The 26163-nt window shown below is 58.0% G+C and carries 25 protein-coding genes; 17 read left to right on the forward strand and 8 right to left on the reverse strand.

Going from position 1 to position 26163, the window contains the following annotated elements; all coding sequences use genetic code 11:
• Positions 1–225: 225 nt before the first annotated feature.
• From FDP08_RS06135 to yjgA, 12 genes are all read left to right on the forward strand, one after another.
• On the forward strand, positions 226–1206 hold the full coding sequence (locus tag FDP08_RS06135) for a KpsF/GutQ family sugar-phosphate isomerase (protein ID WP_137435111.1): 981 nt from the start codon (positions 226–228) through the stop codon (positions 1204–1206).
• Complete coding sequence (locus FDP08_RS06140; RefSeq protein ID WP_228263244.1) at positions 1206–1775, forward strand: KdsC family phosphatase; 570 nt, start codon at positions 1206–1208, stop codon at positions 1773–1775. The genes FDP08_RS06135 and FDP08_RS06140 overlap by 1 nt, the downstream gene beginning before the upstream one ends.
• Positions 1775–2365, forward strand: coding sequence for an LPS export ABC transporter periplasmic protein LptC (gene lptC, locus FDP08_RS06145; protein ID WP_137435112.1), 591 nt, complete (start codon positions 1775–1777; stop codon positions 2363–2365). The genes FDP08_RS06140 and lptC overlap by 1 nt, the downstream gene beginning before the upstream one ends.
• Positions 2349–2960, forward strand: coding sequence for a lipopolysaccharide transport periplasmic protein LptA (gene lptA / locus FDP08_RS06150; RefSeq protein WP_137435113.1), 612 nt, complete (start codon positions 2349–2351; stop codon positions 2958–2960). Before lptC ends, lptA begins: the two co-directional genes overlap by 17 nt.
• Positions 2938–3663 (forward strand): LPS export ABC transporter ATP-binding protein, encoded by a 726-nt coding sequence (gene lptB, locus FDP08_RS06155; RefSeq protein ID WP_137435114.1) that lies wholly within the window; start codon positions 2938–2940, stop codon positions 3661–3663. Before lptA ends, lptB begins: the two co-directional genes overlap by 23 nt.
• Before the next feature lie 119 nt (positions 3664–3782).
• Positions 3783–5312 (forward strand): RNA polymerase factor sigma-54, encoded by a 1530-nt coding sequence (locus FDP08_RS06160; protein ID WP_137435115.1) that lies wholly within the window; start codon positions 3783–3785, stop codon positions 5310–5312.
• 29 nt (positions 5313–5341) lie between these two features.
• Positions 5342–5650, forward strand: coding sequence for a ribosome hibernation promoting factor (gene hpf, locus FDP08_RS06165; RefSeq protein ID WP_137435116.1), 309 nt, complete (start codon positions 5342–5344; stop codon positions 5648–5650).
• Between the two features lie 96 nt (positions 5651–5746).
• Positions 5747–6217: a PTS IIA-like nitrogen regulatory protein PtsN gene (gene ptsN, locus FDP08_RS06170; RefSeq protein WP_137435117.1), complete on the forward strand. Its 471-nt coding sequence runs from the start codon at positions 5747–5749 to the stop codon at positions 6215–6217.
• Between the two features lie 28 nt (positions 6218–6245).
• Complete coding sequence (gene rapZ, locus FDP08_RS06175; RefSeq protein ID WP_137435118.1) at positions 6246–7127, forward strand: RNase adapter RapZ; 882 nt, start codon at positions 6246–6248, stop codon at positions 7125–7127.
• Between the two features lie 7 nt (positions 7128–7134).
• Positions 7135–7404, forward strand: a complete 270-nt coding sequence (locus tag FDP08_RS06180; protein WP_137435119.1) for an HPr family phosphocarrier protein — start codon at positions 7135–7137, stop codon at positions 7402–7404.
• Positions 7405–7510: 106 nt separating this feature from the next.
• A complete protein-coding gene (gene mgtE / locus FDP08_RS06185; protein WP_137435120.1) occupies positions 7511–8872 on the forward strand; it encodes a magnesium transporter in 1362 nt (453 codons plus the stop codon).
• A gap of 106 nt (positions 8873–8978) precedes the next feature.
• The gene (gene yjgA, locus FDP08_RS06190) at positions 8979–9509 is read left to right on the forward strand and encodes a ribosome biogenesis factor YjgA (RefSeq protein WP_137435121.1); all 531 of its coding nucleotides are present in this window, start codon (positions 8979–8981) and stop codon (positions 9507–9509) included.
• Positions 9510–9521: 12 nt separating this feature from the next.
• On the opposite strand, the gene FDP08_RS06195 is transcribed toward yjgA, so the two are convergent.
• From FDP08_RS06195 to FDP08_RS06225, 7 genes are all read right to left on the reverse strand, one after another.
• Positions 9522–10382: a carbon-nitrogen hydrolase family protein gene (locus FDP08_RS06195; protein WP_137435122.1), complete on the reverse strand. Its 861-nt coding sequence runs from the start codon at positions 10380–10382 to the stop codon at positions 9522–9524.
• Between the two features lie 23 nt (positions 10383–10405).
• Entirely contained in the window at positions 10406–14146 is a 3741-nt protein-coding gene (locus tag FDP08_RS06200) for a YhdP family phospholipid transporter (protein WP_137435123.1), read from the reverse strand.
• A gap of 43 nt (positions 14147–14189) precedes the next feature.
• Positions 14190–15671 carry a ribonuclease G gene (rng, locus tag FDP08_RS06205; RefSeq protein ID WP_137435124.1) on the reverse strand — a complete coding sequence of 494 codons (1482 nt, stop codon included), beginning with the start codon at positions 15669–15671 and terminating at the stop codon, positions 14190–14192.
• The gene (locus FDP08_RS06210; RefSeq protein ID WP_137435125.1) at positions 15664–16269 is read right to left on the reverse strand and encodes a Maf family protein; all 606 of its coding nucleotides are present in this window, start codon (positions 16267–16269) and stop codon (positions 15664–15666) included. The genes rng and FDP08_RS06210 overlap by 8 nt, the downstream gene beginning before the upstream one ends.
• An 11-nt stretch (positions 16270–16280) precedes the next feature.
• Complete coding sequence (mreD, locus tag FDP08_RS06215; RefSeq protein ID WP_137435126.1) at positions 16281–16757, reverse strand: rod shape-determining protein MreD; 477 nt, start codon at positions 16755–16757, stop codon at positions 16281–16283.
• On the reverse strand, positions 16757–17653 hold the full coding sequence (gene mreC, locus FDP08_RS06220; protein ID WP_427901853.1) for a rod shape-determining protein MreC: 897 nt from the start codon (positions 17651–17653) through the stop codon (positions 16757–16759). The genes mreD and mreC overlap by 1 nt, the downstream gene beginning before the upstream one ends.
• A gap of 111 nt (positions 17654–17764) precedes the next feature.
• Positions 17765–18805: a rod shape-determining protein gene (locus tag FDP08_RS06225; RefSeq protein ID WP_137437240.1), complete on the reverse strand. Its 1041-nt coding sequence runs from the start codon at positions 18803–18805 to the stop codon at positions 17765–17767.
• A gap of 376 nt (positions 18806–19181) precedes the next feature.
• Here FDP08_RS06225 and gatC point away from each other — a divergent pair, with 376 nt between their 5' ends.
• Genes gatC through gatB form a run of 3 tightly spaced genes read left to right on the forward strand, consistent with a single transcriptional unit; the run spans position 19182 to position 22458 of the window.
• Positions 19182–19469 (forward strand): Asp-tRNA(Asn)/Glu-tRNA(Gln) amidotransferase subunit GatC, encoded by a 288-nt coding sequence (gatC, locus tag FDP08_RS06230; protein WP_137435128.1) that lies wholly within the window; start codon positions 19182–19184, stop codon positions 19467–19469.
• A 47-nt stretch (positions 19470–19516) separates the two neighbouring features.
• Positions 19517–20974, forward strand: coding sequence for an Asp-tRNA(Asn)/Glu-tRNA(Gln) amidotransferase subunit GatA (gatA, locus tag FDP08_RS06235; protein ID WP_137435129.1), 1458 nt, complete (start codon positions 19517–19519; stop codon positions 20972–20974).
• A 32-nt stretch (positions 20975–21006) separates the two neighbouring features.
• Positions 21007–22458 carry an Asp-tRNA(Asn)/Glu-tRNA(Gln) amidotransferase subunit GatB gene (gatB, locus tag FDP08_RS06240; protein ID WP_137435130.1) on the forward strand — a complete coding sequence of 484 codons (1452 nt, stop codon included), beginning with the start codon at positions 21007–21009 and terminating at the stop codon, positions 22456–22458.
• 484 nt (positions 22459–22942) lie between these two features.
• Here the strand turns inward: gatB and rimO are convergent, their stop codons facing one another.
• Positions 22943–24283 carry a 30S ribosomal protein S12 methylthiotransferase RimO gene (gene rimO / locus FDP08_RS06245; protein ID WP_137435131.1) on the reverse strand — a complete coding sequence of 447 codons (1341 nt, stop codon included), beginning with the start codon at positions 24281–24283 and terminating at the stop codon, positions 22943–22945.
• Between the two features lie 400 nt (positions 24284–24683).
• On the opposite strand from rimO, the gene FDP08_RS06250 reads away from it, so the two are divergent.
• Positions 24684–25088 carry a PilZ domain-containing protein gene (locus FDP08_RS06250; RefSeq protein ID WP_137435132.1) on the forward strand — a complete coding sequence of 135 codons (405 nt, stop codon included), beginning with the start codon at positions 24684–24686 and terminating at the stop codon, positions 25086–25088.
• A gap of 165 nt (positions 25089–25253) precedes the next feature.
• A complete protein-coding gene (gene cysD, locus FDP08_RS06255) occupies positions 25254–26162 on the forward strand; it encodes a sulfate adenylyltransferase subunit CysD (RefSeq protein ID WP_137435133.1) in 909 nt (302 codons plus the stop codon).
• Position 26163: the final 1 nt, after the last annotated feature.

Raw genomic sequence — 26163 nt, forward strand, 5'->3', positions numbered from 1 at the left:
GTAACCGCCGGGGTGTCTCGGGGCCAGCCTTGCGGATCGGTTGCGGCCCTCAATGTGTGCGTACATTATGCGAACCTGCTGACAACCTCAATCCATCCTTAACAAAATGAATGGATATCAATGATCAGTTTTGCTGACCGTATTGTCATGAAGGCAGCCAACGCCCTTGAAGTGATATACTCTCGCCACGATGAAAAGCATTAACATTCCGGACCCGGGTGCCAGATGAACACCGAGATCAGTCATACCTTCAGAGAATCCGCCCTGAGAGCCATCGAGATCGAGCGTGAAGCCATTGACGCCCTGACCGACAGGATCGATGACCACTTCGTCCGCGCCTGTGAAGTTATCATGGCCTGTAAGGGCCGCGTTGTGGTGACCGGCATGGGCAAATCCGGCCACATCGGCAACAAGATTGCCGCCACCCTGGCCAGCACCGGTACCCCTTCTTTCTTTGTGCACCCGGGCGAAGCCAGCCATGGCGACCTGGGCATGATCACCAGCCAGGACGTGGTACTGGGCATTTCCAACAGTGGCAACACCAGTGAAGTACTCACCATATTGCCACTGATCAAGCGTATGGGTGCACCGCTGATCAGCATGACCGGCAACGCAAACTCTACCCTGGCGCGGGAAGCGGTTGCCAATCTGGATGTCAGTGTTGCCTTGGAAGCCTGCCCGCTCGGCCTGGCCCCTACCTCCAGCACTACCGCCACCCTGGTGATGGGCGATGCCCTGGCGGTCGCCTTGCTGGAAGCGCGCGGCTTCAGCACTGAAGACTTCGCGCTGTCGCACCCCGGTGGCAGCCTGGGCCGCAAGTTGCTACTGCGTGTCTCCGAAATCATGCACACGGGTGACCGCATTCCCCGGGTACAGGAAGACATCACCCTTGGCGGAGCACTGCTGGAAATTTCCCGCAAGGGACTGGGCATGACCACGGTTATCAATGCCGCTGGCGACCTGGTGGGCGTATTCACCGACGGTGACCTGCGTCGCACCCTGGACCGCTCCGTGGATATCCACAACACCCCGATTGCAGAAGTGATGACGCGCAACGGCCGGGTTATCCACGACGACCAGCTGGCAGCCGAAGCCCTGAACATGATGGAAGAGCTGAAAATTAATGCCCTGCCGGTTATCGACCGCAACGGCAAGCTCACCGGTGCCATCAATATGCATGACCTGCTGCGGGCCGGTGTTATCTGATGAGTGACCTGATGACAGACCAGCATCGCCCACAGTGGCCGGCGGACGTATTGGAAAAAGCAGCGGCCATCCGCCTGCTGGCTCTGGACGTCGACGGCATCATGACCGACGGCAAGCTGTTTTTCAGTGCCTCCGGAGACGAACTGAAAGGCTTTAATATTCTCGACGGACTGGGTATCAAGCAGGTGATGGCAGCAGGTATTGACGTGGCAGTCATTACCGGGCGCCGCTCACCACTGACCGAAAGGCGCATGAACGACCTGGGCATCCCTCACCTGATGCAGGGCCGGGAGGACAAAAAGGTCGCCCTGGTGGAGCTGGCAGGACAGCTCGACCTCTCCCCACAGCAGATCGCCTATATGGGGGATGACCTGCCGGACCTGCCGGCCATCCGCTATGCCGGGCTCGGCATTACCGTACCCAATGGTTACTGGTTTGTGCGCCAGCATGCGGATGTCTGCACGGTTGCCGCTGGTGGCAGCGGTGCGGTCAGGGAAGCCTGTGAATTGCTGCTGAGCGCCTGCGGGCAGCTCGAGGCGAGCCTGCAACCCTACCTGGAGCAGAATTGATGTCCGCCCAGCCCCTGTTTAACCGCCCCTGGGTAAGAACCCTGGGCCTGGCAGGCACGATAGTGGCACTGTTTTTCCTGCTCTGGCAAAGTGACGAACCAACGGTGCCGACAGACGCTGCCTCACTGCGGGGCGAATCCGAGCCCGACGGCTTTGTGGTCAACGGTCTTTACCTGTCGTACGACGAAACGGGACGGCTGACAACACGGTTCCGGAGCCCGAGGATCGAGCAGTTCGAGTCCCGCAGCGAGACTGTCATGAAATCGCCCCGGGCGACACTGTTCGGCGAGGGTGGCAATCCACCCTGGCAGGTCCAGGCAACCGAAGGACGTTTTCTCGAAGCTGAAGACCTGGTTCACCTGACTGGGGATGTAAAAGTCATCCGGGAAGCCGAAGGCGGGCGCCCGCTGACCCTGACAACAACGGCACTGACTATGAATAACCGTGATCGCACCGTTTACACGGACGAGCCGGTAGCACTGACCGATGCGGTCAGCCTGACCACAGCTACTGGAATGAAGGCCTGGATTGATGACCGCATTCTTGAACTCGACTCGCAGGTGGAAGGACGCTATGAGCCTGGCAAGTAAATCTGATCTCCGCTGCAGGCCCCGTTGGCCCGCACCGAAATCGTTGGTACTGGCTGCTGTTTGCCTGGCACTGGCAGCGCCCACAGCCCTGGCGTTCGACATGGAGTCTGACCAGCCCATCAGGGTCAATGCTGACAGCGCACGACTGGATGACGGCCAGGGTATCGCAACCTATACCGGCGACGTGGAAATGACCCAGGGCCAGACCAACCTGACCGCCGACAAGGTTGTACTTTACCGGGACGAGAGCGGTGTCAGCCGCATTGAAGCAACCGGCCAGCCAGCTCATTACCGGCAGCCAGCAACGGAAGGACAGGGAGAAACAGATGCCCGCGCCCTGACGATCACCTGGTCAGCCGCCGAAAACCGGGTCACCTTCGAACGTGAGGCGGTTATTGAGCAGGACGGTAACCTGTTCCGCGGGGATGTTATCCACTACGACAGTGCCGAACGCGTTGTTACCGCCGAAGGCGCTGCTGACGCGGGCGAAGGCAGTGGCCGTGTGGAGATGGTCATACAACCCCGCAACAGAACCAGCAACTCTCCCAGCAACCCCGACAGACAGGATACCGATGGCAGTTCTCAGAGCCAGTAACCTGGCAAAAAGCTACAAGCAGAAGAAAGTTGTCATCGACGTTTCCCTGCAGATCCGCAGCGGTGAAATTGTCGGCCTCCTGGGCCCCAACGGCGCCGGCAAGACCACCTGCTTTTACATGATTGTAGGGCTGGTTCCCGCCGACAATGGCCGGATCACCATCGACAACCAGGACATCACGCCACTACCAATGCATGGCAGGGCCCGCAAGGGTATCGGCTATCTGCCCCAGGAAGCGTCGGTGTTCCGCAAACTGACCGTACGTGACAACATCATGGCCATTCTGGAGACCCGCCGCGAACTTAACCGCAGCCAACGGGATGCCAAGCTGGAAGAGTTGCTGGAAGAGTTTCATATCACCCACATCCGCGACAGCCCCGGTATGGCGCTGTCGGGTGGTGAGCGCCGGAGAGTGGAAATCGCCCGGGCCCTGGCAATGGAGCCGGCATTTATTCTTCTGGATGAACCCTTTGCGGGGGTAGACCCGATCTCGGTGAGCGACATCAAGCACATTATCCGCCACCTGCGGGACAAGGGCATTGGCGTGCTGATCACCGACCACAACGTGAGGGAAACACTCGACATCTGTGAGAACGCCTATATAGTCAGCGGAGGCCATATCATCGCATCCGGCAACTCGGAAGCCATTCTTGCCAACCAGCAGGTCAAGGAAGTGTATCTAGGCAATGAATTTCGCCTGTAGTACACTCGGCAAAGAACTTGCTTGGCACGGCAAGTTGCCAGCATACAAAGAGTTTTTATGCAACCCCAACTCCCCGGAAAGGCCGAGAGCGACCGAGTGACGGATCCTGAACTATGGTTATGAAAGCCTCATTACAGTTAAAGCTGGGTCAAAGCCTGACCATGACGCCCCAGCTGCAACAGGCTATCAGGCTACTGCAGCTCTCCACCCTCGACCTCCAGCAGGAAATCCAGCAGGCGCTGGAATCCAACCCCATGCTGGAAACCTCGGAAGACGACGATAACCAGAATCCGGAATCCACGGAAAACGAGAACGACACCGCCGCCGAAGCCTCATCGACAGAAGAGTCAAACACCGCCTCCGAATCGTCTTCAGACTGGGATGAATCCGAAAACGGGCCTGACTGGTCGTCAGAGACCGACAGTCCCGACACCATCCCCGATGACCTTCCGGTCGACACAGCCTGGGACGACATCTACCAGTCGGCACCCGCGTCATCGGCCCGTAACGACGATGAAAACGACAACGATTTTGAAACTCGCAACTCGCCTACGGAAACCCTGCACGATCACCTGGAGTGGCAACTGAACCTGACGCCCCTGAGCGAACGGGACCAGGCCATCGCCCACGCGCTGATGGATGCGGTTGATAATCACGGATACCTTACCTCTCCGCTGGAAGAAATCCATTCGGGGATGATGGACGAGTCTGATGAAGACCCGCTTGAAATGGATGAGGTGGAAGCCGTACTTCACCGGTTGCAGCATTTCGATCCGCCTGGTGTCTTCGCCCGGAATCTTCAGGAATGTCTGCTGATCCAGTTGAACCAGCTGCCACCGGATACCCCGTGGCTCGCCCAGGCACGGCTGGTGATCACCCACTACATTAACCTGCTGGGCAATCGTGATTACGCACAACTGCTGCGCCGCAGCCGCCTGAAGGAAGATCAGTTGCGGGACGTTCTGGCCCTCATTACCGGGCTGAATCCGCGCCCGGGCGATACCCTCGACCAGGCCGAACCAGACTACGTCATCCCGGACGTGATCGTGCGCAAGCACAACGAACGCTGGCGGGTAGAGCTGAATCCGGAAATTGCACCGCGCATTCGTGTCAATGCCAGCTATGCTTCACTTATAAAGCGTGCGGACAGCAGTGCCGACAACACTTACCTGCGAGACCAGCTGCAGGAAGCGAAATGGTTTATCAAGAGCCTGCAAAGCCGTAACGAGACTCTGCTCAAGGTAGCCACGCGAATTGTCGAGCACCAGCAAGGATTCCTGGATCATGGCGAGGAATACATGAAGCCACTGATCCTGTCGGACATTGCCCAGGCGGTGGAAATGCATGAGTCGACCATTTCCAGGGTGACCACCCAGAAATACATGCACACGCCGCGTGGCATATTTGAACTCAAGTATTTTTTCTCCAGCCATGTCAGCACTGACGAGGGCGGAGAATGTTCCTCTACGGCAATCCGGGCGATGATCAAGAAACTGATTGCAACGGAAACCCCGAAAAAGCCATTGAGCGACAGTAAAATTGCAGCCATGCTAGGAGAACAGGGTATCAAGGTAGCGAGACGAACCGTGGCCAAGTACCGTGAGGCAATGCACATTCCTCCGTCCAACGAAAGAAAGCGACTGGTGTAGTAGTAAACATCCGATAACAGGAGAAGCCTATGCAACTCAATATTTCAGGCCATCACGTAGAATTGACTCCCGCACTGAAAGATTATGTAACAGGCAAGTTTGACAAGCTTGAGCGTCACTTTGACCACATCAGCAACTGCCAGGTCACCCTTGAGGTGGAAAAAGTGCGCCAGATGGCGGAAGCTACGCTACACGTGATAGGTGGTGAGATTCACGCAAAGGCCGAAAACAGCGATATGTATGCCGCCATTGATGCTCTGGTGGACAAGCTGGACAGGCAGATCCTTAAGCACAAGGAAAAGAACGTTGACCGGATGCACGGAAACGGAGCCCGCTAGGGCGACCTGTTTGGTGCATAACAGTTAATCGAGCTGCGGCGCCGGCTTCGTTACAAAAGCTGCCGCAGCCTTTTTTTACGGAACTGCAGTCGATTCATGACCGACACATCCCTGACTATCGAGAACATACTCGCGCCGGAGCTGGCCCTTTGCAGGATGCCCGCCTCCAGCAAGAAGCGGGTTATGGAAACCATTGCGGAGCAGATCCAGCAACATGATCCGTCGCTCAGTGATACCGCGATATTCAACAACCTCGTTGCCCGGGAGCGACTGGGGAGCACGGGTATTGGCCAGGGTATCGCCATTCCCCACTGTCGCCTGGAAGGGCTCGATCACGTTGTGGGGGTATTGCTGACCCTGGAAGAAGGCGTGGCCTTCGATGCCATCGACAACCAGCCGGTAGACCTGGTGTTTGCCCTGATTGTTCCCAAGGAAGCGACCAGTGAACACCTTGAACTGCTGAGCCAGCTGGCCGAAAAGTTCAATGTACGGGCATTCTGCGATCAACTCCGCCAATGTACCGATGCGGACTCTCTCTATCGCCGGATGACGGCCGAAGGAAACTGAGCCGCTCCGGATTCGAGGTGAATGGGTTATGAAACTGATCATCGTCAGCGGCCGGTCAGGCTCCGGTAAAAGTACCGCCCTGCACGTGCTGGAGGACCTGGGTTTCTATTGCATCGACAACCTGCCCATCGGGTTGCTCTTCCCCCTGACGCGGGAAGCCACCACCCAGAGCTCACCGGGCCGGCTGGGCAAGATGGCGGTGAGCATCGACGCACGCAATCTGTCCGGCGAGCTCAGTAACTTTGAAGACATCTACCGCAGCCTGCAGGATACCGGCGTGACCATCGAGGTCATTTACCTGGACGCCGATGAACAGTCCCTGCTCCAGCGATTTCACGCCACACGGCGCAAGCATCCTCTGAGCGACGACAGGACCTCACTGCGCGAAGCCATCGGCAACGAGAAAAAGCTGCTGGAACCCCTGTCGAAACTGGCCGACCTTTATATCGATACCACCGGGCTGTCCATGTACGAACTGAGGGACATGGTCAAGCAGCGGGTGGCCGGGCGACGTGAGCAGGAACTGGCGCTATTGTTCCAGTCTTTCGGCTTCAAGCACGGGGTGCCGCTGGACTCGGATTATGTGTTCGATGTCCGCTGTTTGCCCAATCCCTACTGGGACACCAGCCTGCGAAAATTCGTAGGCACCGACCAGCCTGTTATCGACTTCCTGGAAAAGGAACCCCTGAGCCGGAAAATGGTGGACGATCTGACCAGCTTCCTGGAAACCTGGTTGCCTTCCTTTGCCGACAGCAATCGCAGCTATATGACAATTTCCATCGGTTGTACCGGTGGCCAGCATCGCTCGGTTTACGTCTGCGAACAGCTGGGCCGTCATTTCTCGGGAAAGTACAGCAATGTCCAGGTCCGGCACACTGAACTTCCGCACTTGCAGAGCCGGGAAAGCTGAACCGTCTATGATTCGCCGCCCCATCACCATCATCAACAAACTCGGCCTTCATGCCCGCGCTGCCGCCAAACTGGTTGCAACCGCGTCGGATTTCGAGAGCAGCGTTCAGATCAGCCGGAACGACCGCAAAGTGGACGCCAAGAGCATCATGCCGGTGATGATGCTGGCCGCCAGCCAGGGCACGGAAGTAGAACTGATTGCAGACGGGCCGGACGAGTCCGAGGCCATTGAGGCGCTGTCAGCACTTATTGATGATTATTTCGGCGAGGGCGAATAGCCGCCAGCCCGTGGGTGGCCCGACCACGGCATTCACCTACAACTCTTTCTCACCTGTATACCCTAACTTCGCTATAATACGGGGGTTTTCTGACTGTGGGTGATGCATGACCGATATTCTGGAGAAAAGCCAGGCTCGCCAACGCCTTCGCTCCCTGAGCGAAGCGCTGGACAGTGGCGCCCTGAAACAGGTTGCCCGCATTCTCAATGGCGGCCTGAGCCCCAGCGATATTGCCCACCTGCTGGAATCCTCGCCACCCCGTCAGCGGGCGTTGCTGTGGAACCTGGTGGACAAACAACTGGAAGGCGAAGTTCTCCAGTACCTCAATGATGATATCCGCGGCTACTTCCTGAGTCAGCTGAACGCTCAGGAACTCGCAGACATCATTGAAGATTTCGAGTCGGACGATCTTGCCGACTTGCTGCAACAGCTGCCCGACACGGTGATTCAGGAAGTCCTGGACACCATGGACGAACAGGACCGCCAGCGCGTTGAGGAGGTGCTCTCCTACCCGGAAGACACCGCCGGCGGCTTGATGAATACGGACACCATCACGGTGCGCCCGGATATCAGCATCGACGTGGTTCTGCGTTACCTGCGCCGTCACCGCAATCTGCCACCCATGACGGACAGCCTGATCGTGGTGAGCCGGCGGGACGAATTCATCGGCATGCTGCCGATCACCAAAATGCTGGTTTCCAACCCTGCTGCGACGGTGCGGGAAGTGATGGACACCGACATCGAGCCGATACCGGTCACCCTGTCCGACACCAAGGTAGCCACCCTGTTCGAGCGCTACGACCTGATCTCGGCACCGGTGGTCAGCGAGGAAGGCAAGCTGTTGGGCCGGATCACCATCGATGACGTGGTTGACGTCATCCGCGAGGATGCCGATCACTCCCTGATGAGCATGGCAGGCCTGGACGAGGATGAAGACACCTTTGCGCCGATTTTCAAGACCACCCGGCGCCGGGCCGTCTGGCTGGGCATCAACCTGCTTACGGCGTTTACCGCCTCCGCTGTCATCGGCCTGTTTGAAGCCACCATCGAGAAAGTCGTGGCGCTGGCTGTGCTGATGCCTATCGTGGCCTCCATGGGCGGTATCGCCGGCAGCCAGACCCTGACCCTGGTCATCCGCGGCATGGCCGTGGGGCAGATCAGTGGCGCCAACGTGGGCTGGCTGCTGAACCGCGAATTTGTCGCCGGCGCCCTGAACGGGTTGCTCTGGGCCGTTGTGGTAGCCACCGCCGCCACCCTCTGGTTCAAGGACATGATGATTGGCGCCATCATTGCTGCTGCGCTGATCATAAACCTGATTGCGGCAGCCCTCGTGGGCACCGTATTGCCCCTGTTCCTCAAATCCCGCAACATTGATCCCGCGCTGGCGGGAAGCGTTATACTGACGACGGTGACAGATGTGATCGGGTTTATGGCGTTTCTTGGCCTGGCCACCATATTTTATGGATGACAGGTTTGTCGGATTACGCCTTCGGCTAATCCGACCTACGGGTCGGACACTTAATTAAATGTAGGTCGGATTAGGCGAAGCCGTAATCCGACAAAACGGACGCTTCATGAACGATACTCAAAACGACCACCCCGAATACTCCGGCCCCAGCAAATCCCAGCTCAAGCGGGACATGCATCAGTTGCAGGGCCTGGGCAAGCGCATGCTGGACCTGAGCAACGACCAGCTCGACACCCTGCCCATCAGCGGAACCCTGAGGGCGGCCATTGAGGAGTCCCGTCGCATTCGCCAGAATGAGGCCCGGCGGCGCCACCTGCAGTACATCGGCAAGATCATTCGCCAGGAAGACGATCCCGAAGGTCTGACCCGTGCCATTGATGCCTTCGATGCTGGCAGCGAGGAGCACACCCGTCGCCATCACCTGGCGGAACGCTGGCGCGACCGGATGATCGAAGAGGGTGACTCTGCCGTGGGGGAATTCCTGAATTACTGCTCAACTGCCGATATCCAGCACCTGCGCAACCTGGCCCGAAACGCCCGCCGGGACATGCAGAACGAGAAAAATACCGGCCAGCCCAGAAAACTGTTCCGCTACCTGAGGGAATGCATTGACGATGTTGAGGCGGCCGGTCACTAAAGGACCGCCTGGTCAGAGCTTCCGGTGCTCCCATACCGGCATCCGGGTACGTATCTCGCGGAGCATCTCCGGGTCCAGGTCGGCAGTGACTACCCCGGGGCCCTCGCCGATCTCGGACAAGACTCGCCCCCAGGGGTCAACAATCATGCTGTGGCCATAGGTATGCCGCCGCTCGCTGTTCTGGCCACCCTGCCCCGCTGCCACCATCCAGAACTGGTTCTCAATGGCCCTGGCCCGCAGCAGCGCGTGCCAGTGGGCATCGCCGGTGTTCCAGGTAAACGCGCTGGGCAGTGACACCCATTCGGCGCCCTGTTCCCGCAACCTGCGGAACAGTTCCGGGAAGCGAAGATCGTAGCAAATGGCCAGTCCCAGCCGACCGGCGGGGGTGTCGATCACAGCCACGTCCTCGCCGGGCTCGAAGGTATCCGACTCCCGATACTGACCCTGGGCATCCTCCACCATGGCATCGAACAGGTGGATCTTGTCATAACGGGCGACTTCCTCGCCCTGATTGTTGTAGACCAGGCAGCAGGCCCTGACCCGATCCCTCACTGTGGAACCATCCGGGCGTGAAGCTATAGGCAGTGAGCCACCGACAATCCAGATGCCAAGCTCGGCAGATTGCTCGGCCAGAAAATGCCGTATCAGGTTATCCGGATCTGCCTCGCGACGGCCGCAACCAATCATCTGCCGGGTTGCCAGCACGGCGAAGTTTTCCGGCAGTACCGCCACGCTGGCCCCGGAAGCTGCAGCCTCCGCCAGCAAGCGCCCCGCTTCCCTGAGATTAGAGGCAATATCGTGGGTGCTCACCATCTGGAGCGCCGCTACCCTGTTTTGTTGTCTGTTCACCGCCTGCTGTGCCTGCACTGACATTGATTATCCTCCGGATGAAATCATTACTGGCCGGTATCAAATACCCGCCTGAGGCGAACTTCCGGCTCGCCCCAACTTCCGCCGACACTATAAGTTGCACTGGTCAGTTTGCTCAATGGATCACCCAATACTTTGTCCAGTACAAACAGGGCGCCTCCAATGGGCGCGCCCGCCCCCATCAGCAGCGCTGCCAGCGGCAGGTTCTGGGTCAACGGCAGAACCACCACCATGCTCATATCGAGGGTTTCTTCTATCATATTACTGGTGCCGGTCAGCTTGAAAGCACCGGAGGGACCAACCACCTGCAGCTCCGGATCCAGCGTCAGCAGGCCGTTAATCATGGTTGCCTTGCCAGAGATGGCATCAAATGCTACACCGGCTTCGTACAGATCGGAGAAATCCAGCTGCAACCGTCGCCACAAGGTGTCGGAGTTCAGCAGATTGAATACCCGGAACAACTGGGCGGTGTTGTTGCCTTCCAGAATGACGCCGTCATCAAAGCGCACACTCACTGACCCGCTGAGCCCCGATACATCAAATTCATTGGGCCGGCCCGGCCAGTCAATATCCATATTCACCACGGTGCTCTCGCTGCGAAACGGTATCTCGGTGCCAAACAGGTTGCCAAGATCCGCAAGGGACTCCCCGGTAATGTCACCGACGAACCGGGTGGTCTCCCGGTCTCCGGCAATACTCCAGGTCAACTGACCGCCCAGGGTCAACGAGTTCAGCGTTCCGGCGATGTCCTGCACCTGTAGCCGCGTGGCTTCCGGACGAAGCCCCAGAGACCAGGTGCCGGCATCGTCATCGTCGAGCTGAAGGCTGGCGATACGTAGGTCGATATCCGGCCAGTTCTCCATGGCCAGCTCCCGGAAGGCACGAACCCGTTCATCCGGCTCCGGCAGCAGGGGCATCTCCTCTTCCGCTTCGCCGTCGCCCCGTGCCAGCTTCAGCCGTTCCAGATCCACGACGACCGGGCTGTCATCCTCTGGCCAGTATAAAACCCCGGAAAGCCACTCTGACTCCGCCTCAACAGACCACAGTTCATTGATCTGGCGCGCCGAAACGTCAACACCGGTCAATTGCTGGTCGCCTAGAAAAAGAGTGTGGAAAGTCAGGTCCAGGTTACCCGCCTGCCACAACAAATTCAGGTTCAGGCGTTCCGGCCAGTCAACATAGACGTTTATCCCAGCATTGCCCCTGGGCTCTATTCTTGCACTCAGAGGCGCTTCCTCGTCAGCCTCCTTTGCCAATGGGTCCGGCCAGCTGACCGCGAGCCCGGTCAGGTCCGAATACAGCTTGACGGCGGTCGCATTACCCGGCGAGACGTCCAGGGTTGCCAGGTAGCCGAGGTCTCCACTCAGCCCAAGACTGGTTCCCTCCGGCAGCGCGGTCTGCGCCAGCACATTGGTGATATCAAGACGGCCGTACTGGCGGATATTGAGTGCCTCCCCAGCCTCATCACGGCGCAACCGCACGGTAACCGGAGCTCCCATGAAATGAGCCTGAAGAGGCGTGTCAGAAAATCCATCCTCGGTACTGAAACTCAGTTCGCCATTGATCTGTGTCCATTCAAGATCCGCCGGGGAATACGTCAGCGTGCCGGCATCGGCACGAACAGTGGCATTTATGTCAGGCGGCGAGTCCGAACCCAGAATCAGACCAAGCTGCAGGCCCAGGTGATAACTGCCATCCAGCTGGATGCTCGTGCCGGCTTCCCCGGCCATTTCCCCCAGCGGGCTGCTCGCCATCCAGTGGGCCACGGCTTCACCTGCTACCGGTGCAGAGGCATCCACAGAGAGCCGAACATGACTACCCTCGGGCTCGACCCTCACCAGCCCCGGCTCAAGGTCGAGCCCGCCGGTACGGCCGGACTCCACCTCCACCCGAGTGCGGCCATTCTGAACGTAAACCGTGCCCGAGGCATCAGTGACCTCCGGCCAGCGTTCATCATAACGGACGGTGGCATCCTGAAAGTGGAAGACCATGGAGGACACAAACGAGCCCGGTGGGGCATCGCGATTGATCAGCCCGTGGCCAAAGTATTCTCCGCTGGTGACCTCAACTTCCTCAATGGCAGTAGTCAGCCATTCATACAGGCCAGGAGCCACGGCCTTGACCGGCACAAAGTCCGCAAGCATCTCGGCGGTTCCGTTGCGAACGCCGACCTTGACCCCGAGACTGTCCTCCCCGTGACGATCCATCCGCAAATCGAATGCGCCGGTCAGCTCGGTGCCATCGCCATAAACCATTCCGATTTCGTCGGAATAGACCCGGATAATGTCTCCCTCGAAGCGCCAGGCCACGCCAGCCCGCAAGCCGCGCAGACTCCAGGAATTGCGAAACAGATTTGGAAAGCCCAGGGTCAGCTCGTCGCTCCGGGCTTCTGCATAGCCGCCTTCATTGGTCATTACCAGATTGCCATTCAGGCCCGATATTTCCGGCGCACCACCGTAGGCCCGCATCTGAACGTCGTTCATTAACGCCGTCAGCTCGAACTGTCGGTTCTTTTCGGATGGCAGTTTGAGCAACAACTGGTTCAATTTGCCGGCCGGCCGGTAGTTTTCGAGGGCCCTGGTAGCACTGGCCGGTAGCAGACCGAGACCGGTTACCAGCCGCCGAAGAGGTTGTAACGACAGCTCGTCGGCAATGATCCGGGGCCCGGCTTCTTCGTCGTCGAGCTGGAAGCGTACGTCGAAAGGAGGAACCGCATCACCATTCCACTGCCACTCCAGCCCCTTCAGGTGGAACTCACCGGTGGTGAACCAGGACTGGTTCTCCGGTGGGCCATTTGATGCATGCTGCCTGCGCCAGCCAAACCTTACGCTGATATCCTCAAGCGGCGCCAGGGATTCCTTGCCAGCCCCGATCTGGAGGTAAGGCGTCGCCACGTTGCCACTGACCTGCTCCATCAAACCGTCACGAAAGGTCATCCAGACCTGCCCACCCAGATCAAACCCTTCCACCCGGATATCTCGCCAGGCATAGTCTTCAATCAGCCCGTCGAACAGCCGCCCGGAGTTGATATCGGCGTATATCTGGCCAGTAAAGTCGCCTCTGAAAAAGTGCCGGCCAACCAACCCGAAACTGGCCAGTTGCTCGGTAGTGCCGGGGCTCATGGCCCGGCCTGAGGCATGAAAGAGACCACGCTGGTAGACCAGGTCCAACTGGGGAATCTCCACATGACGCAACTGGCCGTTGTTGTCCCGGACACCGAGATCAAAGCGGGTAATTTTTACCGAGGGGTCAGAAAGCCAGGTTCCGGCAATGTCCAGCCAGAGCTCAATGTCGTTGGCCACCGGCCCGGGGATATCAACCCCTTCAACGATGACGTCACCGCGCCGGGTCTGGTTGATCGTCAACTCGAGGCCGTCCGCTTCAAAGTTGGCAAACACAATGCGAAAGCGTCTCAGCGATGCCAGAAAGTCCAGGCCGATGCGAACGCTCTGCAATGAGCCGGCTACGTCACTGCGCTCGCCATCCGACAGCACCAGGATTTCGCGGGCAATAATGGTCGGGTTGAGCCAGTTCCAGCTCGACGACAGGGATCCGATACGGATTTCCTGGCCAAGCTTCGACGATAGCACCTGCTCGATATTGGCGCGGTAATCGTCGATATTCTGGGTGAGCTGGCGGCCAAGGCCGGCGTAGAGTGCCAGCAGAATGATGACCGCCAGCAGCAGCCACCAGATCAGGCTGGCAAGGCGGGACAGTAATCGAACAATGATATGTCTGTTATTTTGATCAGCGACACTGGATGTCATCAGGGATAACCGCCACGCCTAGTGAATGCCTGCCGTTTCGGCGTTACAGCAGCACCACATCATACTGCTCCTGACTGTAGAATGGCTCAACCTGAAAGCGAATGGTTTTACTGATGAAGGTCTCCAGGTCCGCAACGTTATCGGATTCCTCGTCCAGCAACCGATCGACGACGCTCTGGGAGGCCATGACCAGATAACTTTCTGCGTCATAGGCACGGTTTACCCGCAGGATTTCCCGGAACACCTCGTAACAGACCGTTTCACTGGTCTTCAGGAACCCACGGCCATCGCAGATCGGGCAGGGTTCACAAAGGATCTGGCCAAGGCTCTCGGTGGTGCGCTTGCGGGTCATTTCCACCAGGCCCAGTTCCGAAACCCCGGTTATCTTGGTTTTTGCATGATCCCGCTCCAGCATCTTTTCCAGCATTCGATGCACCTGGCGCTGGTGCTCGGCATCATCCATATCAATGAAGTCGATAATGATAATGCCGCCAAGGTTACGCAGCCGCAGCTGACGGCTGATGGCGCGGGCCGCCTCCAGGTTGGTCTTGAAAATGGTTTCCTCAAGGTTGCGATGGCCTACAAATGCACCGGTATTGATATCAATGGTGGTCATTGCCTCGGTCTGGTCAATGATCACGTACCCGCCCGACTTCAGCTGGACCTTGCGGCTGAGGGCTTTCTGGATTTCATCCTCAACAGAATACAGGTCGAAGATGGGCCGCTCACCGGGATAATATTCGACTTTATCGGAAAACTCGGTCACGAACTCATTCACAAATTCCATGACCCGCTGGTGACTCTCACGGCTGTCGATACGAACTTTTTCGGTCTGGGGGCGAATCAGGTCACGGATGGTACGGATAAACAGCGGCAAATCCTGATAGACCGCAGTCGGCGCCTCACTGCGGGTTATGCGCTCTTCGATCGCCTGATTCAGGCGATGCAGGTAGGTCATGTCGCCAAGCAGATCTTCCGCTGAGGCGGCCTCAGCGGCCGTGCGAATGATGTAGCCCCCGCTGGCGTCAGAGTCTGCGGCTGCCCCCTCTTCTACCAGGGTTTTCAGCCGGGCACGCTCATTCTCATCTTCGATTCGCTGGGAAATGCCCACATGACTGACACCGGGCATAAACACCAGGTAACGGGACGGTATAGACAACTGGGTTGTCAGCCGCGCGCCCTTGGTGCCGATGGGGTCCTTGGTGACCTGCACCACCAGTGATTGACCTTCCCGCAGCAGGGTACGGATATCCGGAACGGTTTTCGGGGTATCGGCGGGTTCATTGGGCGGTTGCTGAACGGGCACCACATCGGACGCGTGAATAAAAGCGGCACGCTCAAGACCAATATCCACAAAAGCCGCCTCCATGCCGGGCAGCACGCGAACCACCTTACCCTTGTAGATATTGCCGACAATGCCCTTGCGGCTGGTACGCTCAATGTAGGCTTCCTGGAGCATGCCGTTCTCCACGAGAGCCACCCGGGTTTCCACCGGGGTAACATTGATCAGTATTTCTTCACTCATTGCGGCTCTCCTGCCTGCTGTTCCAGGTTTCCCAGACCGGGCATCCGGCGCCGGCAAGTAATTCTGCGGTTTCCTTCAGGGGCAGACCAACCACGGCGCTGTAGCTACCCCGAAGTTCTTCTACAAAAATACCACCCCGCCCCTGAATACCATAGCCACCGGCCTTGTCCATGGGCTCCCCGGTCGCCACATAGGCTTCTATCTCCTCGCCCGATAGTGGACGAAAGCGGACATCCGTAACAGAAACCCGGGACTCGCAGGCGTTGGCGCTGGCAACAGCCACCGCCGTCATTACCTGATGGGTCGTGCCTGACAGTTGCTTCAGCATGCCCACCGCATCGTGACTGTCCTGGGGCTTACCAAGGATCTGGCCCCCAAGAACGACCGATGTGTCCGAGCCGATCACAGTGGCACCTGGCTCTGTTGCCTGAACGGCCAGTGCCTTACCCCGAGCCAGCCGCTCCACATAATCCACTGCGGACTCATCTGTGCCCGGAGTTTCATCAATATCCGCCGGGCGAACATGAAACGACAATCCGATCTGCTTTAGCAGTTCGGCTCGGCGCGGTGAGGCTGAGGCCAGAATAATCGATGCCATACGAGCCCCCTCTATCCGAGTTTCCGGTTGAGATTGTCCAGCAGAACGCAAACAAAGGGCCAGGCTATGGCACTCGTCAGTGCCGGCCAGAGATAACTGAAGCCCGAATCATCCGCGCCCAGGGTCTGCTTGATAAAATGCACCAGCATCTGGTTGATACCCAGCAACAGAAAGACCATCAGGCACTGTTGGGGCATCGGATACATGCGCAGCCGCTGGTGAATGGTCAGTACCAGGAATGCAATAACCCCCATGGCCAGGGCGTTGACACCCAGCGGCGTGGCCTCCAGGACATCCAGCAACAGCCCCAGACACCAGGCCAGCAGAATGCCAAACTGGGCGGGCGCCCGGAAAGTCCAGTAGAACACCATCAATCCGAGCCATTCCGGCCGAAACTCGAACCAACCCACCGGGAACAGGGAGCTGCTGAGCACCAAGGCCAGCACAATGCTGAAAGCGAAAACGGGATAACTGATTACCGACAGCATCAGCGCACCTCGCCCTGTTCTGCCGTGTCCACGCCAGTGCCAGCGGCTGTGTCCCCGGCTTCGTCAGTGGCCTCCTGTTCAGGAGAGAACACAACCAGCAGTAACCGGCTCTTGTTCAGCTCTGCCAGCGGCGTTGCCTCAATTTTCACAAAAGGTTCGCCGGGCTCTTTAACGATCCTGTCCACTTCAGCAACCGGGTATCCTTTGGGAAAACGCCCACCGAGGCCAGAGCTGACCAGCAGATCCCCTTCCCGGATATCCGCGGTATCCGGTACATGCACTAATTCCAGAGTATTGATATCACCATTGCCCAGAAGGATCGCCCGCAGGCCATTGCGAACCACTTCCACCGGCACGGCATGGCTGCTATCCGAAACCAGCAATACCCTTGAGGTAAAGCTGCTGGTCTGCTGAACCTGCCCCATCAGGCCATTGGCATCCAGGATCGCCTGGCCTACTTCAACGCCGTCACGGCGGCCCTTGTTGATAACAATTTCATGGGAGAAAGGGTCGGGAGAAACGGCTACCACTTCGCCGACAATTACCCGGTCGTCCAGTACCTCCGACGAATTCATCAACTGCCGCAGTTCGTTGTTCTCGGAAGCCAGCGCCGCGTATTTCAGAGCCCGTCGCTCCAGAATCAGGAGACGTGCCCGAAGCTCCTCATTTTCGGCCTGCAGGTCTTCCTTGGAGGTAAACAGGCTGGCGACCCAGCCGCTCAGCTCAGAGGGCGCATTGCCCAACCAGTGAATCGGCGCCATGCCTGTGCCAATGGCGCTGCGAACGGGGGTAAGCTGGTCAAAGCGGGCGTCAGCCACAATCAATACCGCCGACAGTACAATGACCAGCAACAGTCTGAAGCCGGGAACAGGACCCTGTACGAAGATGGTTTTAATGGCGAACCCTCCCGCAGTCCCTGCAGGTGTCCATACGACAACCGCCGCCGTGAGTTTTCACGAGCGGCGGCCGGGTTGTGGCATTGTCGGGGCGTAAAGCCGGGGTCAAGGTCAGCCCTCCTGGGAGAACATTCCGATTCCACCACGGTCAATCACTTCCAGCGCCTTGCCACCACCACGGGCAACACAGGTCAGCGGATCTTCAGCAATGATGACCGGCAGGCCGGTTTCCTCGCTGATCAGTTTGTCCAGGCCACGCAGCAGCGCTCCGCCGCCGGTCAGTACAATGCCACGCTCGGCTATGTCGGAAGCCAGTTCCGGTGGCGACTGTTCCAGGGCGCTTTTCACCGTCTGAACGATTTGTGCCAGGGACTCCTGAAGGGCGTCGAGGATTTCTTCGCTGTTCAGGGTAAAGGCACGGGGCACGCCCTCTGCCAGGTTACGACCGCGAACATCGATTTCGCGGACGTCCAGGCCTTCGTAGGCACAGCCGATTTCGTGCTTGATGCGCTCGGCGGTGGAATCACCGATGAGACTGCCGTAGTTGCGGCGCACATAGGTAACGATGGCTTCGTCGAACTTGTCACCGCCAGTGCGGACGGACTCGGCGTAGACGATGCCGTTCAGGGAGATAATGGCGATCTCGGTAGTGCCACCACCAATGTCAACGATCATGGAGCCGCTGGCTTCCTCTACCGGCAAGCCGGCGCCGATGGCAGCGGCCATGGGTTCCTCAATCAGGAAAACTTCCCGTGCGCCAGCACCCAGGGCGGATTCACGGATCGCCTTTTTTTCCACCTGGGTGGATTTGCTGGGCACGCAGACCAGCACCCGGGGGCTGGGTGTAATAAAGCTGTTCTCGTGCACTTTATGGATAAAGTGCTGGAGCATTTTCTCGGTAACGACAAAATCTGCAATGACGCCATCTTTCATCGGGCGGATGGCGGTGATGTTGCCCGGAGTGCGGCCCAGCATGCGTTTGGCTTCGGCACCGACGGCTGCAACCATTTTCTGGGACCCATGGGTGCGGATGGCCACAACGGAGGGCTCATTGAGGACGATACCCCGGTCGCGCACGTAAATAAGGGTGTTGGCGGTGCCCAGGTCGATGGACAGGTCGCTGGAAAATAAACCTCGGAGTCTTTTGATCAACATTCGTGTAGTTTCAACCTGAGAGTTGCAGTCGCAAAAAATGATGCGGCAACTTTAGCAGCGAGCACCCCTGCAGGCAAGGCACCATCGGGGCTCCCGCGGGGTCTTTCACGCTTTCGCCCTTTGTTTTGGCCCCTCCCGCGATTGTTCGAATCTGTTACCATAGCGCTTTTATTTGTCAGGTTCTGGTGGAGGGCCGTTCGGGGGCAGCTTTCCAAAGCCCGCTCAAGCACGCCCCTGGGGCGCCCGGGCTCCGCCATCCCTGGCTCCGCACAGTTTTAAAAGTACCTGACGAACGCCCCCGGGCAGGTGAGCAACCCTCATTGAAGAACCGTATTATTAAAGACATTTCACATAGTTAAAGCTGGGAGGCAATGTGACCATTTCCCGTGAAGATATTGAAAAAGTCGCTGTGCTCGCACGCATCCGGGTGGATGACGGGCAGGTTTCAGCGCTGGAGAAGGATCTGGGCAATATCCTGGACCTGGTGGATCAGTTAAGTGTCGCCGATACCGATTCGGTGGAGCCCATGGCGCATCCGTTGAATGCCGTTCAGCGCCTGCGCCCGGATGAGGTAACGGAGACCAATCAACGGGAAGCTTTCCAGGCTATTGCACCGGCTACCGAAAATGGCCTTTATCTCGTGCCGCGTGTCATCGAGTAAATAAAAGGTATTGAGTGATCTGACGACCAGCGATTTCAGGATTCATCATGCATAACAAATCCGTAGCAGAACTTTCCCGTGAACTGGAAAGCGGCAAGATTTCCAGTGTGGAGCTGACCCGGGAATACCTGGGGCGCCTTAAGAAAGAAGACGAACAGCTCAACAGCTTTATCTCCATCACCGAAGACCAGGCTCTGGCGGATGCCCATGCGGCGGACGAGCAACGGGCGGCGGGCAAGGGCACACGGTGGACCGGGGTGCCGTTTGCCCACAAGGACATTTTCTGCACCAATGGGGTAGCCACCACCTGCGGGTCGAAGATGCTCGCGAACTTTGTGCCCCCCTACGATGCCACGGTCACGGAGAACTTCCGCAAGGCAGGGGCTGTATGCCTGGGCAAAACCAATATGGACGAGTTCGCCATGGGCTCATCTACCGAGTCCAGTCATTTTGGCGCAACCACAAACCCCTGGGGCCTGAGCAAGGGCGAGAAGCGTGTTCCGGGCGGTTCGTCCGGCGGTTCGGCGGCGGCGGTTGCTGCGCGGCTGGTGCCGGCGGCGACGGCCACGGATACTGGTGGCTCGATTCGCCAGCCGGCGGCCCTGTGTGGCGTGACCGGCCTGAAGCCAACCTATGGCCGGGTATCCCGTTACGGGATGATTGCGTTTGCTTCCAGCCTTGACCAGGGTGGCGCCATGGCACGCTCTGCTGAAGACGCGGCCCTGATGCTGAATGTCATGGCCGGGTTCGATCCAAAAGATTCCACCTCCATAGACCGGGAAGTACCTGACTATACGGCAACGCTGGATGAGCCCCTGAAAGGGCTGCGCATCGGCCTGCCGAAGGAATACTTTGCCGATAACCTCAGCGCAGCTATGGAAGAGCAGGTTCGTGGCGCCATCCGCGAATATGAAAAGCTGGGCGCCACGGTGAAGGAGATATCCCTGCCCCATGCCAACCTTGCGATTGCTGCCTACTACGTCATTGCTCCGGCAGAGGCCTCTGCCAACCTGTCACGCTTTGACGGCGCCCGTTATGGCTACCGCTGCGAAGACCCGAAAGACCTGATGGATATGTACACCCGCACCCGGGCCGAAGGTTTTGGTGCCGAGGTGAAGCGCCGGATTCTGGTGGGCACCTATGCGCTGTCTGCCGGATATTTCGACGCCTATTACCTGAAAGCCCAGAAGGTGCGCCGGCTGATCCAGCAGGATTTCATTGAGGCCTTCAGGGAAGTCGATGTGCTGATGAGCCCTACCACACCCTCCCCGGCCTTCGTTCAGGGCGAGAAGTCAAACGACCCGGTCACCATGTACCTGGAGGACGTGTTTACCGTTGCCATCAACCTTGCCGGCATTCCGGCCATGTCGGTGCCGGCAGGCTTTGTCGATGGTTTGCCGGTTGGCCTGCAGATTATCGGAGACTACTTCTCCGAGGCGCGCCTGCTGAACGCTGCCCATCAATTCCAGCAGGTGACCGACTGGCACCAGCGCGCACCGCAATAAGCCCGAAACAGGCCAGAAACAGGAGAGCGACTATGCAATGGGACATTGTGATCGGGCTGGAAATTCACGTTCAGCTTGCCACCCGAACCAAGATTTTTTCCGGCTCCAGCACCGCCTATGGCGCCGAGCCCAACACCCAGGCCAACGCCGTTGACCTGGCGATGCCGGGCACCCTGCCGGTTCCGAATGAGCAGGCGTTCCGCTACGCGGTGATGTTCGGCCTGGCGGTCAATGCAGAGATCGAACGCCGGTCAGTGTTCGAGCGCAAGAACTACTTCTATCCGGACCTGCCCAAGGGCTACCAGACCACCCAACTGGAGCGGCCAATTGTGGGTCCCGGCTATGTGGATCTCGACCTGGCCAACGGTGAGACAAAGCGAGTGCGCATTCACCACGCCCATCTGGAAGAAGACGCTGGCAAGTCCCTGCATGAAGACTTTCACGGTATGACCGGCATCGACCTGAACCGGGCGGGTACCCCGCTGATCGAAGTGGTCACCGAACCGGACATGACCAATGCCGAGGAAGCGGTGGCCTTTGCCAAAAAGCTACACGGCATTGTTACGTCACTGGGCATCTGTGACGGCGACATGTCCCAGGGCTCCATGCGCTTCGATGTGAACATCTCACTCAAGCCGAAAGGCTCCGAAACCCTGGGCACCCGCACTGAAACCAAGAACCTGAACTCCTTCCGATTCATGGAGCAGGCCATCGCCCACGAGGTGGAGCGGCAGATGGATATCCTCGAAGACGGTGGCACCATTGTGCAGGAAACCCGCCTGTACAACGGCGATAGGGACGAATCCCGCTCCATGCGCACCAAAGAGGAAGCCAACGACTACCGTTACTTCCCCTGCCCGGACCTGCTGCCGGTGGAAATCGACGATGCCTTTATCGACGAAGCACGCAACAGCCTCCCGGAATTGCCGGACGCTCGCAAAGCGCGCTTTATGGAGCAGTATGGCCTGAACGATTACGACGCAGGACTGCTGGCGGGCGACTCAAAACTGGCCGCCTTCTTCGAAACCGCCGCCGAGCGTGGGAAAGATGCCAAGCTGACATCCAACTGGGTACAGGGTGAATTTTCCGCACGACTGAATGCAGAAGAAAAGTCCGTTGCCGACTCGCCGATCTCAGGCGCCCAGCTGGGTGACCTGGTGGTGCGCATTGCCGATAACACGATTTCCTCGGCCGGCGCCAAGAAGGTGTTCGAAGCCCTGTGGTCCGGCGAGAACGGCAATGTGGACGCGATTATTGACGCCAAAGGCCTGAAGCAGGTGTCTGACACCGGCGAACTGGAGAAGATGGTGGACGAGGTACTCGCCTCCATGCCGGATCAGGTGGCCCAGTATCAGCAGGAGTCCGACCCCAAGAAGCAGAAGAAGATGCTCGGCGGCTTTATGGGGCCGTTGATGAAGGCCTCCAAGGGACAGGGAAATCCGAAGCTGTTTAATGAGATTCTTGTTAAGAAGCTTGGGGGGTGACTTTTCGGCTCTCCTGCTAACTGTGGGTCGTGCTTTCGAGTGCGACCCGAGCCTGGACTCTCCAGAGTTTACGGCGCGTGACAGGGAAGGGCTTCCAAAACACGCTCCTTCGGCACATCCATGTGACGCTTGAGCTCCGCCATCCCTGGCTCCGCACAGTTTTGGAAGCCCTCCCCTGCCACGCGCCTGTCTGGCTCGGGAGTCGTACCCGTAGGTCGGATTAGGCGAAGCCGTAATCCGACAAATGGGATCGGCCATGAATGCGGTGTCGGATTACGCTTCGCTAATCCGACCTACGGTTTGACGTTTTTCGCTGTATCCCGGAGATATATGGCGTTGGCGGATGCCCCCTCCCAAAAATGTGCGGAGCCATGGATGGCGGAGCCCAAGCGCCCATGGATGGGCTTGTAGCGTTTTTTGGGAGGGGGCATCCGCCAACGCCCTCCCCCGCAATACCCAGGCTAGGGCCTAAACCTCAGGCCAATCACACCAGCCGACCCCAAAGATCATGCTCATCCGCATGCTCAACCACGGCCTGAACAATCTGCCCCGGCACCAGGTCAGTCTCCTCATTAAGATAAACCATCCCGTCGATCTCCGGCGCATCCGCCTTGGAACGACCAATAGCACCCTCCTCGTCAACCTCGTCAATCAGCACATCGATAGTCTGACCGATTTTCGCCTGCAGGCGGGCGGCTGAAATCTGGGCCTGTTTCTCCATGAAGCGGGCCAGGCGCTCTTCCTTTACCTCCTCAGGCACAGCCCCTTCCAGCTCGTTGGCTCTGGCGCCTTCCACAGGGCTGTATTTGAACGCGCCTACCCGATCCAGCTGCGCTTCATCCAGCCAATCCAGAAGATACTGGAAATCTTCTTCGGTTTCGCCGGGGAAGCCCACGATGAAGGTGGAGCGAATGGTCAGTTCCGGGCAGATCTCCCGCCACTTGCGAATACGATCCAAGGTCTTGCTGTCGTGGGCCGGGCGCTTCATGGCCTTGAGGACTTTCGGGCTGGCGTGCTGGAAAGGGATATCCAGATACGGGAGGATCTTGCCTTCAGCCATCAGCGGGATGATGTCGTCCACATGGGGGTACGGGTAAACGTAATGCAGGCGGACCCAGACACCCATTTCACCCAACGCCTCACACAGTGACTGCATTTTCGTTTTTAGCGGACGGCCCTGCCAGAAGCCCGTGCGGTATTTGATATCCACGCCATAGGCGGAGGTGTCCTGAGAAATCACCAGCAGCTCTTTGACTCCGGCATCTACCAGTCGCTGCGCTTCGTCCATCACATCGCCGATGGGGCGGCTGACCAGGTCACCGCGCATGGAGGGAATAATGCAGAATGTGCAGCGGTGGTTACAGCCTTCGGAGATCTTCAGGTAGGCGTAATGCCTCGGCGTCAGCTTGATGCCCTGGGGTGGAACCAGGTCCGTGAAAGGATCGTGTTGCTTGTTCGGCGGCACGAACTGGTGCACGGCACCGACCACTTCCTCATAAGCGTGGGGGCCGGAAACCGCAAGAACCCCAGGATGGGTGGCGCGAATCTTGTCGGCTTCCACACCCATACAGCCAGTGACGATCACCTTGCCGTTTTCGTTGATGGCCTCACCAATGGCGTCGAGGGATTCCTGCTTGGCGGCATCGATAAAGCCGCAGGTATTGACCACAACGATGTCGGCGTCATTATAGGTGGGCACAACATCGTAGCCATCCAGCCGCAGCTGGGTAAGGATGCGCTCTGAGTCAACAAGAGCCTTGGGGCAGCCGAGGCTGATGAAGCCAACTTTGCCGCCCTGGGAAACGGAAGGATTTTTGTCTGTCATAACCTGCACGGAATCATAGCGCCTGTATCAGCGCCGGGTGAATGTTGGTGCGTAGTTTACCTCAGCCAGGCTGCTACCGTCAGTGAACTCGGACAGGGAATTCAACCCCTCCGAAATTGACATGTATCACTATCAGTGACGCCATGTTCATATTCAGTTCACAAATCTGACAGGTTTAGCGACAGGCAACTTGCTGATCACGAAACAAACAACTAGACTTTCAGGGAGTTAAGACCGAAATAATAAGCGCTTGCCGTTATCCGTGCACGTCATGTTAAGAAATCATGACAATCTGCGGGACTTTCTTGTGTATAAAACAAGGCGCAACAGCAAGTAAAAAAAGGACTGAACGATGGGTAAGGCAGCCTCCTTTGAAACCAGAGATGCCAGAAGAGTCACTATGAAACCAGTTGCCGCCAAGCCAAACCTTCGCAACCAGCAACGTGTTGATGTTGCCACTGAAGCCAGAATTGAAAAACCTGATGGCAGCTGCCTGACCTGTATGGTGTCCAATATTTCGCGAACAGGGATCATGATCCTGTGTGACCGGGAAGCCGTCAAAAAACTGGTCCCTGGCCAGAAAACGCCCGCGCCTGGCCACTGGATATCCGTCACGGCAACGTTTTCAGTACCTGTGATTGCCCAGCAGCCCGTTTCGGTTGTCACTACCGGCAATATCGTCCACATGCGCCGCATTGCCCGCGACCAGTTCCAGCTTGGCGTCCAGTTCACCGAGTTTGAAGGCAACGGGTTCGAGTACGTCAATAATTACGTCAGCAAACTGCTTGCCGCTTCGGTGCCCTGAGCAAACAAACGCCCTCTCCATTCAGTGCCCTGCCGCTATATTGTTATAGCAGCAAACTCTAGTTACCCGTCTTCTTATGCCATAGCCTGATCTGGTATCATTGCCGCATTCACACGCCCAGCCTCTATCTGATCCGGAGGCACGCAAACGCGGTAACAGAATACGATGACCACTTACAACCTGACGCATCTCAAACAGCTGGAAGCTGAAAGCATCCATATCATCCGGGAAGTCGCAGCCGAGTTTGACAACCCGGTCATGCTTTATTCCATTGGCAAGGATTCCGCGGTGATGCTGCACCTGGCCCGTAAGGCCTTCTACCCGGGCAAGCTCCCCTTCCCTCTGATGCACGTGGACACCACCTGGAAATTCAAGGAAATGATTGAATTCCGGGACCGCAAGGCAAAGGAGTACGGCCTGGACCTGATCGTTCACAAGAACGAAGACGGAATCAGGCAGGGTATCGGCCCCTTTACCCATGGCAGCGCCAAGCACACTGACGTGATGAAAACCCAGGCCCTTAAGCAGGCGCTGGACAAGTACAAGTTTGACGCGGCCTTTGGTGGTGCACGCCGGGACGAGGAAAAATCCCGCGCCAAAGAGCGCGTGTATTCCTTCCGTGACGAATACCACCGCTGGGACCCGAAAAACCAACGCCCCGAGCTGTGGAACATCTACAACGGCAAGATCAACAAGGGCGAGAGCATCCGGGTATTCCCGCTGTCCAACTGGACCGAACTGGACATCTGGCAATACATCTATCTGGAAAACATCGAAATCGTTCCCCTGTACTACTCGGCCAAGCGCCCGGTGGTAGAACGCGACGGCACGCTGATCATGGTGGACGACGACCGCATGCCTCTGAAAGAAGGCGAGAAGCCGATGATGAAATCCATCCGTTTCCGCACCCTGGGCTGCTACCCGCTGACCGGCGCCATTGAATCCGAGGCAGACACCCTGCCGGAGATCATTCAGGAAATGCTGCTGGCCACCAGCTCCGAACGTCAGGGCCGCGTTATTGACCACGATTCGGCCGGCTCCATGGAACAGAAAAAGCGGGAAGGGTACTTCTAAG

It is taken from the genome of Marinobacter panjinensis, from assembly GCF_005298175.1.
Taxonomy (GTDB): Bacteria; Pseudomonadota; Gammaproteobacteria; order Pseudomonadales; family Oleiphilaceae; genus Marinobacter; species Marinobacter panjinensis.

What these genes read in the sequence shown, in the direction of transcription:
- FDP08_RS06160 (WP_137435115.1), top strand. Translation starts at nt 3,783, where the DNA reads ATGAAAGCCTCATTACAGTTAAAGCTGGGTCAAAGCCTGACCATGACG.
- lptB (WP_137435114.1), top strand. Translation starts at nt 2,938, where the DNA reads ATGGCAGTTCTCAGAGCCAGTAACCTGGCAAAAAGCTACAAGCAGAAG.
- gatA (WP_137435129.1), top strand. Translation starts at nt 19,517, where the DNA reads ATGCATAACAAATCCGTAGCAGAACTTTCCCGTGAACTGGAAAGCGGC.
- lptC (WP_137435112.1), top strand. Translation starts at nt 1,775, where the DNA reads ATGTCCGCCCAGCCCCTGTTTAACCGCCCCTGGGTAAGAACCCTGGGC.
- FDP08_RS06200 (WP_137435123.1), bottom strand. Translation starts at nt 14,146, where the DNA reads ATGACATCCAGTGTCGCTGATCAAAATAACAGACATATCATTGTTCGA.
- FDP08_RS06140 (WP_228263244.1), top strand. Translation starts at nt 1,206, where the DNA reads ATGAGTGACCTGATGACAGACCAGCATCGCCCACAGTGGCCGGCGGAC.
- mreD (WP_137435126.1), bottom strand. Translation starts at nt 16,757, where the DNA reads ATGCTGTCGGTAATCAGTTATCCCGTTTTCGCTTTCAGCATTGTGCTG.
- FDP08_RS06195 (WP_137435122.1), bottom strand. Translation starts at nt 10,382, where the DNA reads ATGTCAGTGCAGGCACAGCAGGCGGTGAACAGACAACAAAACAGGGTA.
- FDP08_RS06135 (WP_137435111.1), top strand. Translation starts at nt 226, where the DNA reads ATGAACACCGAGATCAGTCATACCTTCAGAGAATCCGCCCTGAGAGCC.
- FDP08_RS06180 (WP_137435119.1), top strand. Translation starts at nt 7,135, where the DNA reads ATGATTCGCCGCCCCATCACCATCATCAACAAACTCGGCCTTCATGCC.
- mgtE (WP_137435120.1), top strand. Translation starts at nt 7,511, where the DNA reads ATGACCGATATTCTGGAGAAAAGCCAGGCTCGCCAACGCCTTCGCTCC.
- cysD (WP_137435133.1), top strand. Translation starts at nt 25,254, where the DNA reads ATGACCACTTACAACCTGACGCATCTCAAACAGCTGGAAGCTGAAAGC.
- ptsN (WP_137435117.1), top strand. Translation starts at nt 5,747, where the DNA reads ATGACCGACACATCCCTGACTATCGAGAACATACTCGCGCCGGAGCTG.
- rimO (WP_137435131.1), bottom strand. Translation starts at nt 24,283, where the DNA reads ATGACAGACAAAAATCCTTCCGTTTCCCAGGGCGGCAAAGTTGGCTTC.
- FDP08_RS06250 (WP_137435132.1), top strand. Translation starts at nt 24,684, where the DNA reads ATGAAACCAGTTGCCGCCAAGCCAAACCTTCGCAACCAGCAACGTGTT.
- yjgA (WP_137435121.1), top strand. Translation starts at nt 8,979, where the DNA reads ATGAACGATACTCAAAACGACCACCCCGAATACTCCGGCCCCAGCAAA.
- gatB (WP_137435130.1), top strand. Translation starts at nt 21,007, where the DNA reads ATGCAATGGGACATTGTGATCGGGCTGGAAATTCACGTTCAGCTTGCC.
- hpf (WP_137435116.1), top strand. Translation starts at nt 5,342, where the DNA reads ATGCAACTCAATATTTCAGGCCATCACGTAGAATTGACTCCCGCACTG.
- rapZ (WP_137435118.1), top strand. Translation starts at nt 6,246, where the DNA reads ATGAAACTGATCATCGTCAGCGGCCGGTCAGGCTCCGGTAAAAGTACC.
- rng (WP_137435124.1), bottom strand. Translation starts at nt 15,671, where the DNA reads ATGAGTGAAGAAATACTGATCAATGTTACCCCGGTGGAAACCCGGGTG.
- FDP08_RS06210 (WP_137435125.1), bottom strand. Translation starts at nt 16,269, where the DNA reads ATGGCATCGATTATTCTGGCCTCAGCCTCACCGCGCCGAGCCGAACTG.
- lptA (WP_137435113.1), top strand. Translation starts at nt 2,349, where the DNA reads ATGAGCCTGGCAAGTAAATCTGATCTCCGCTGCAGGCCCCGTTGGCCC.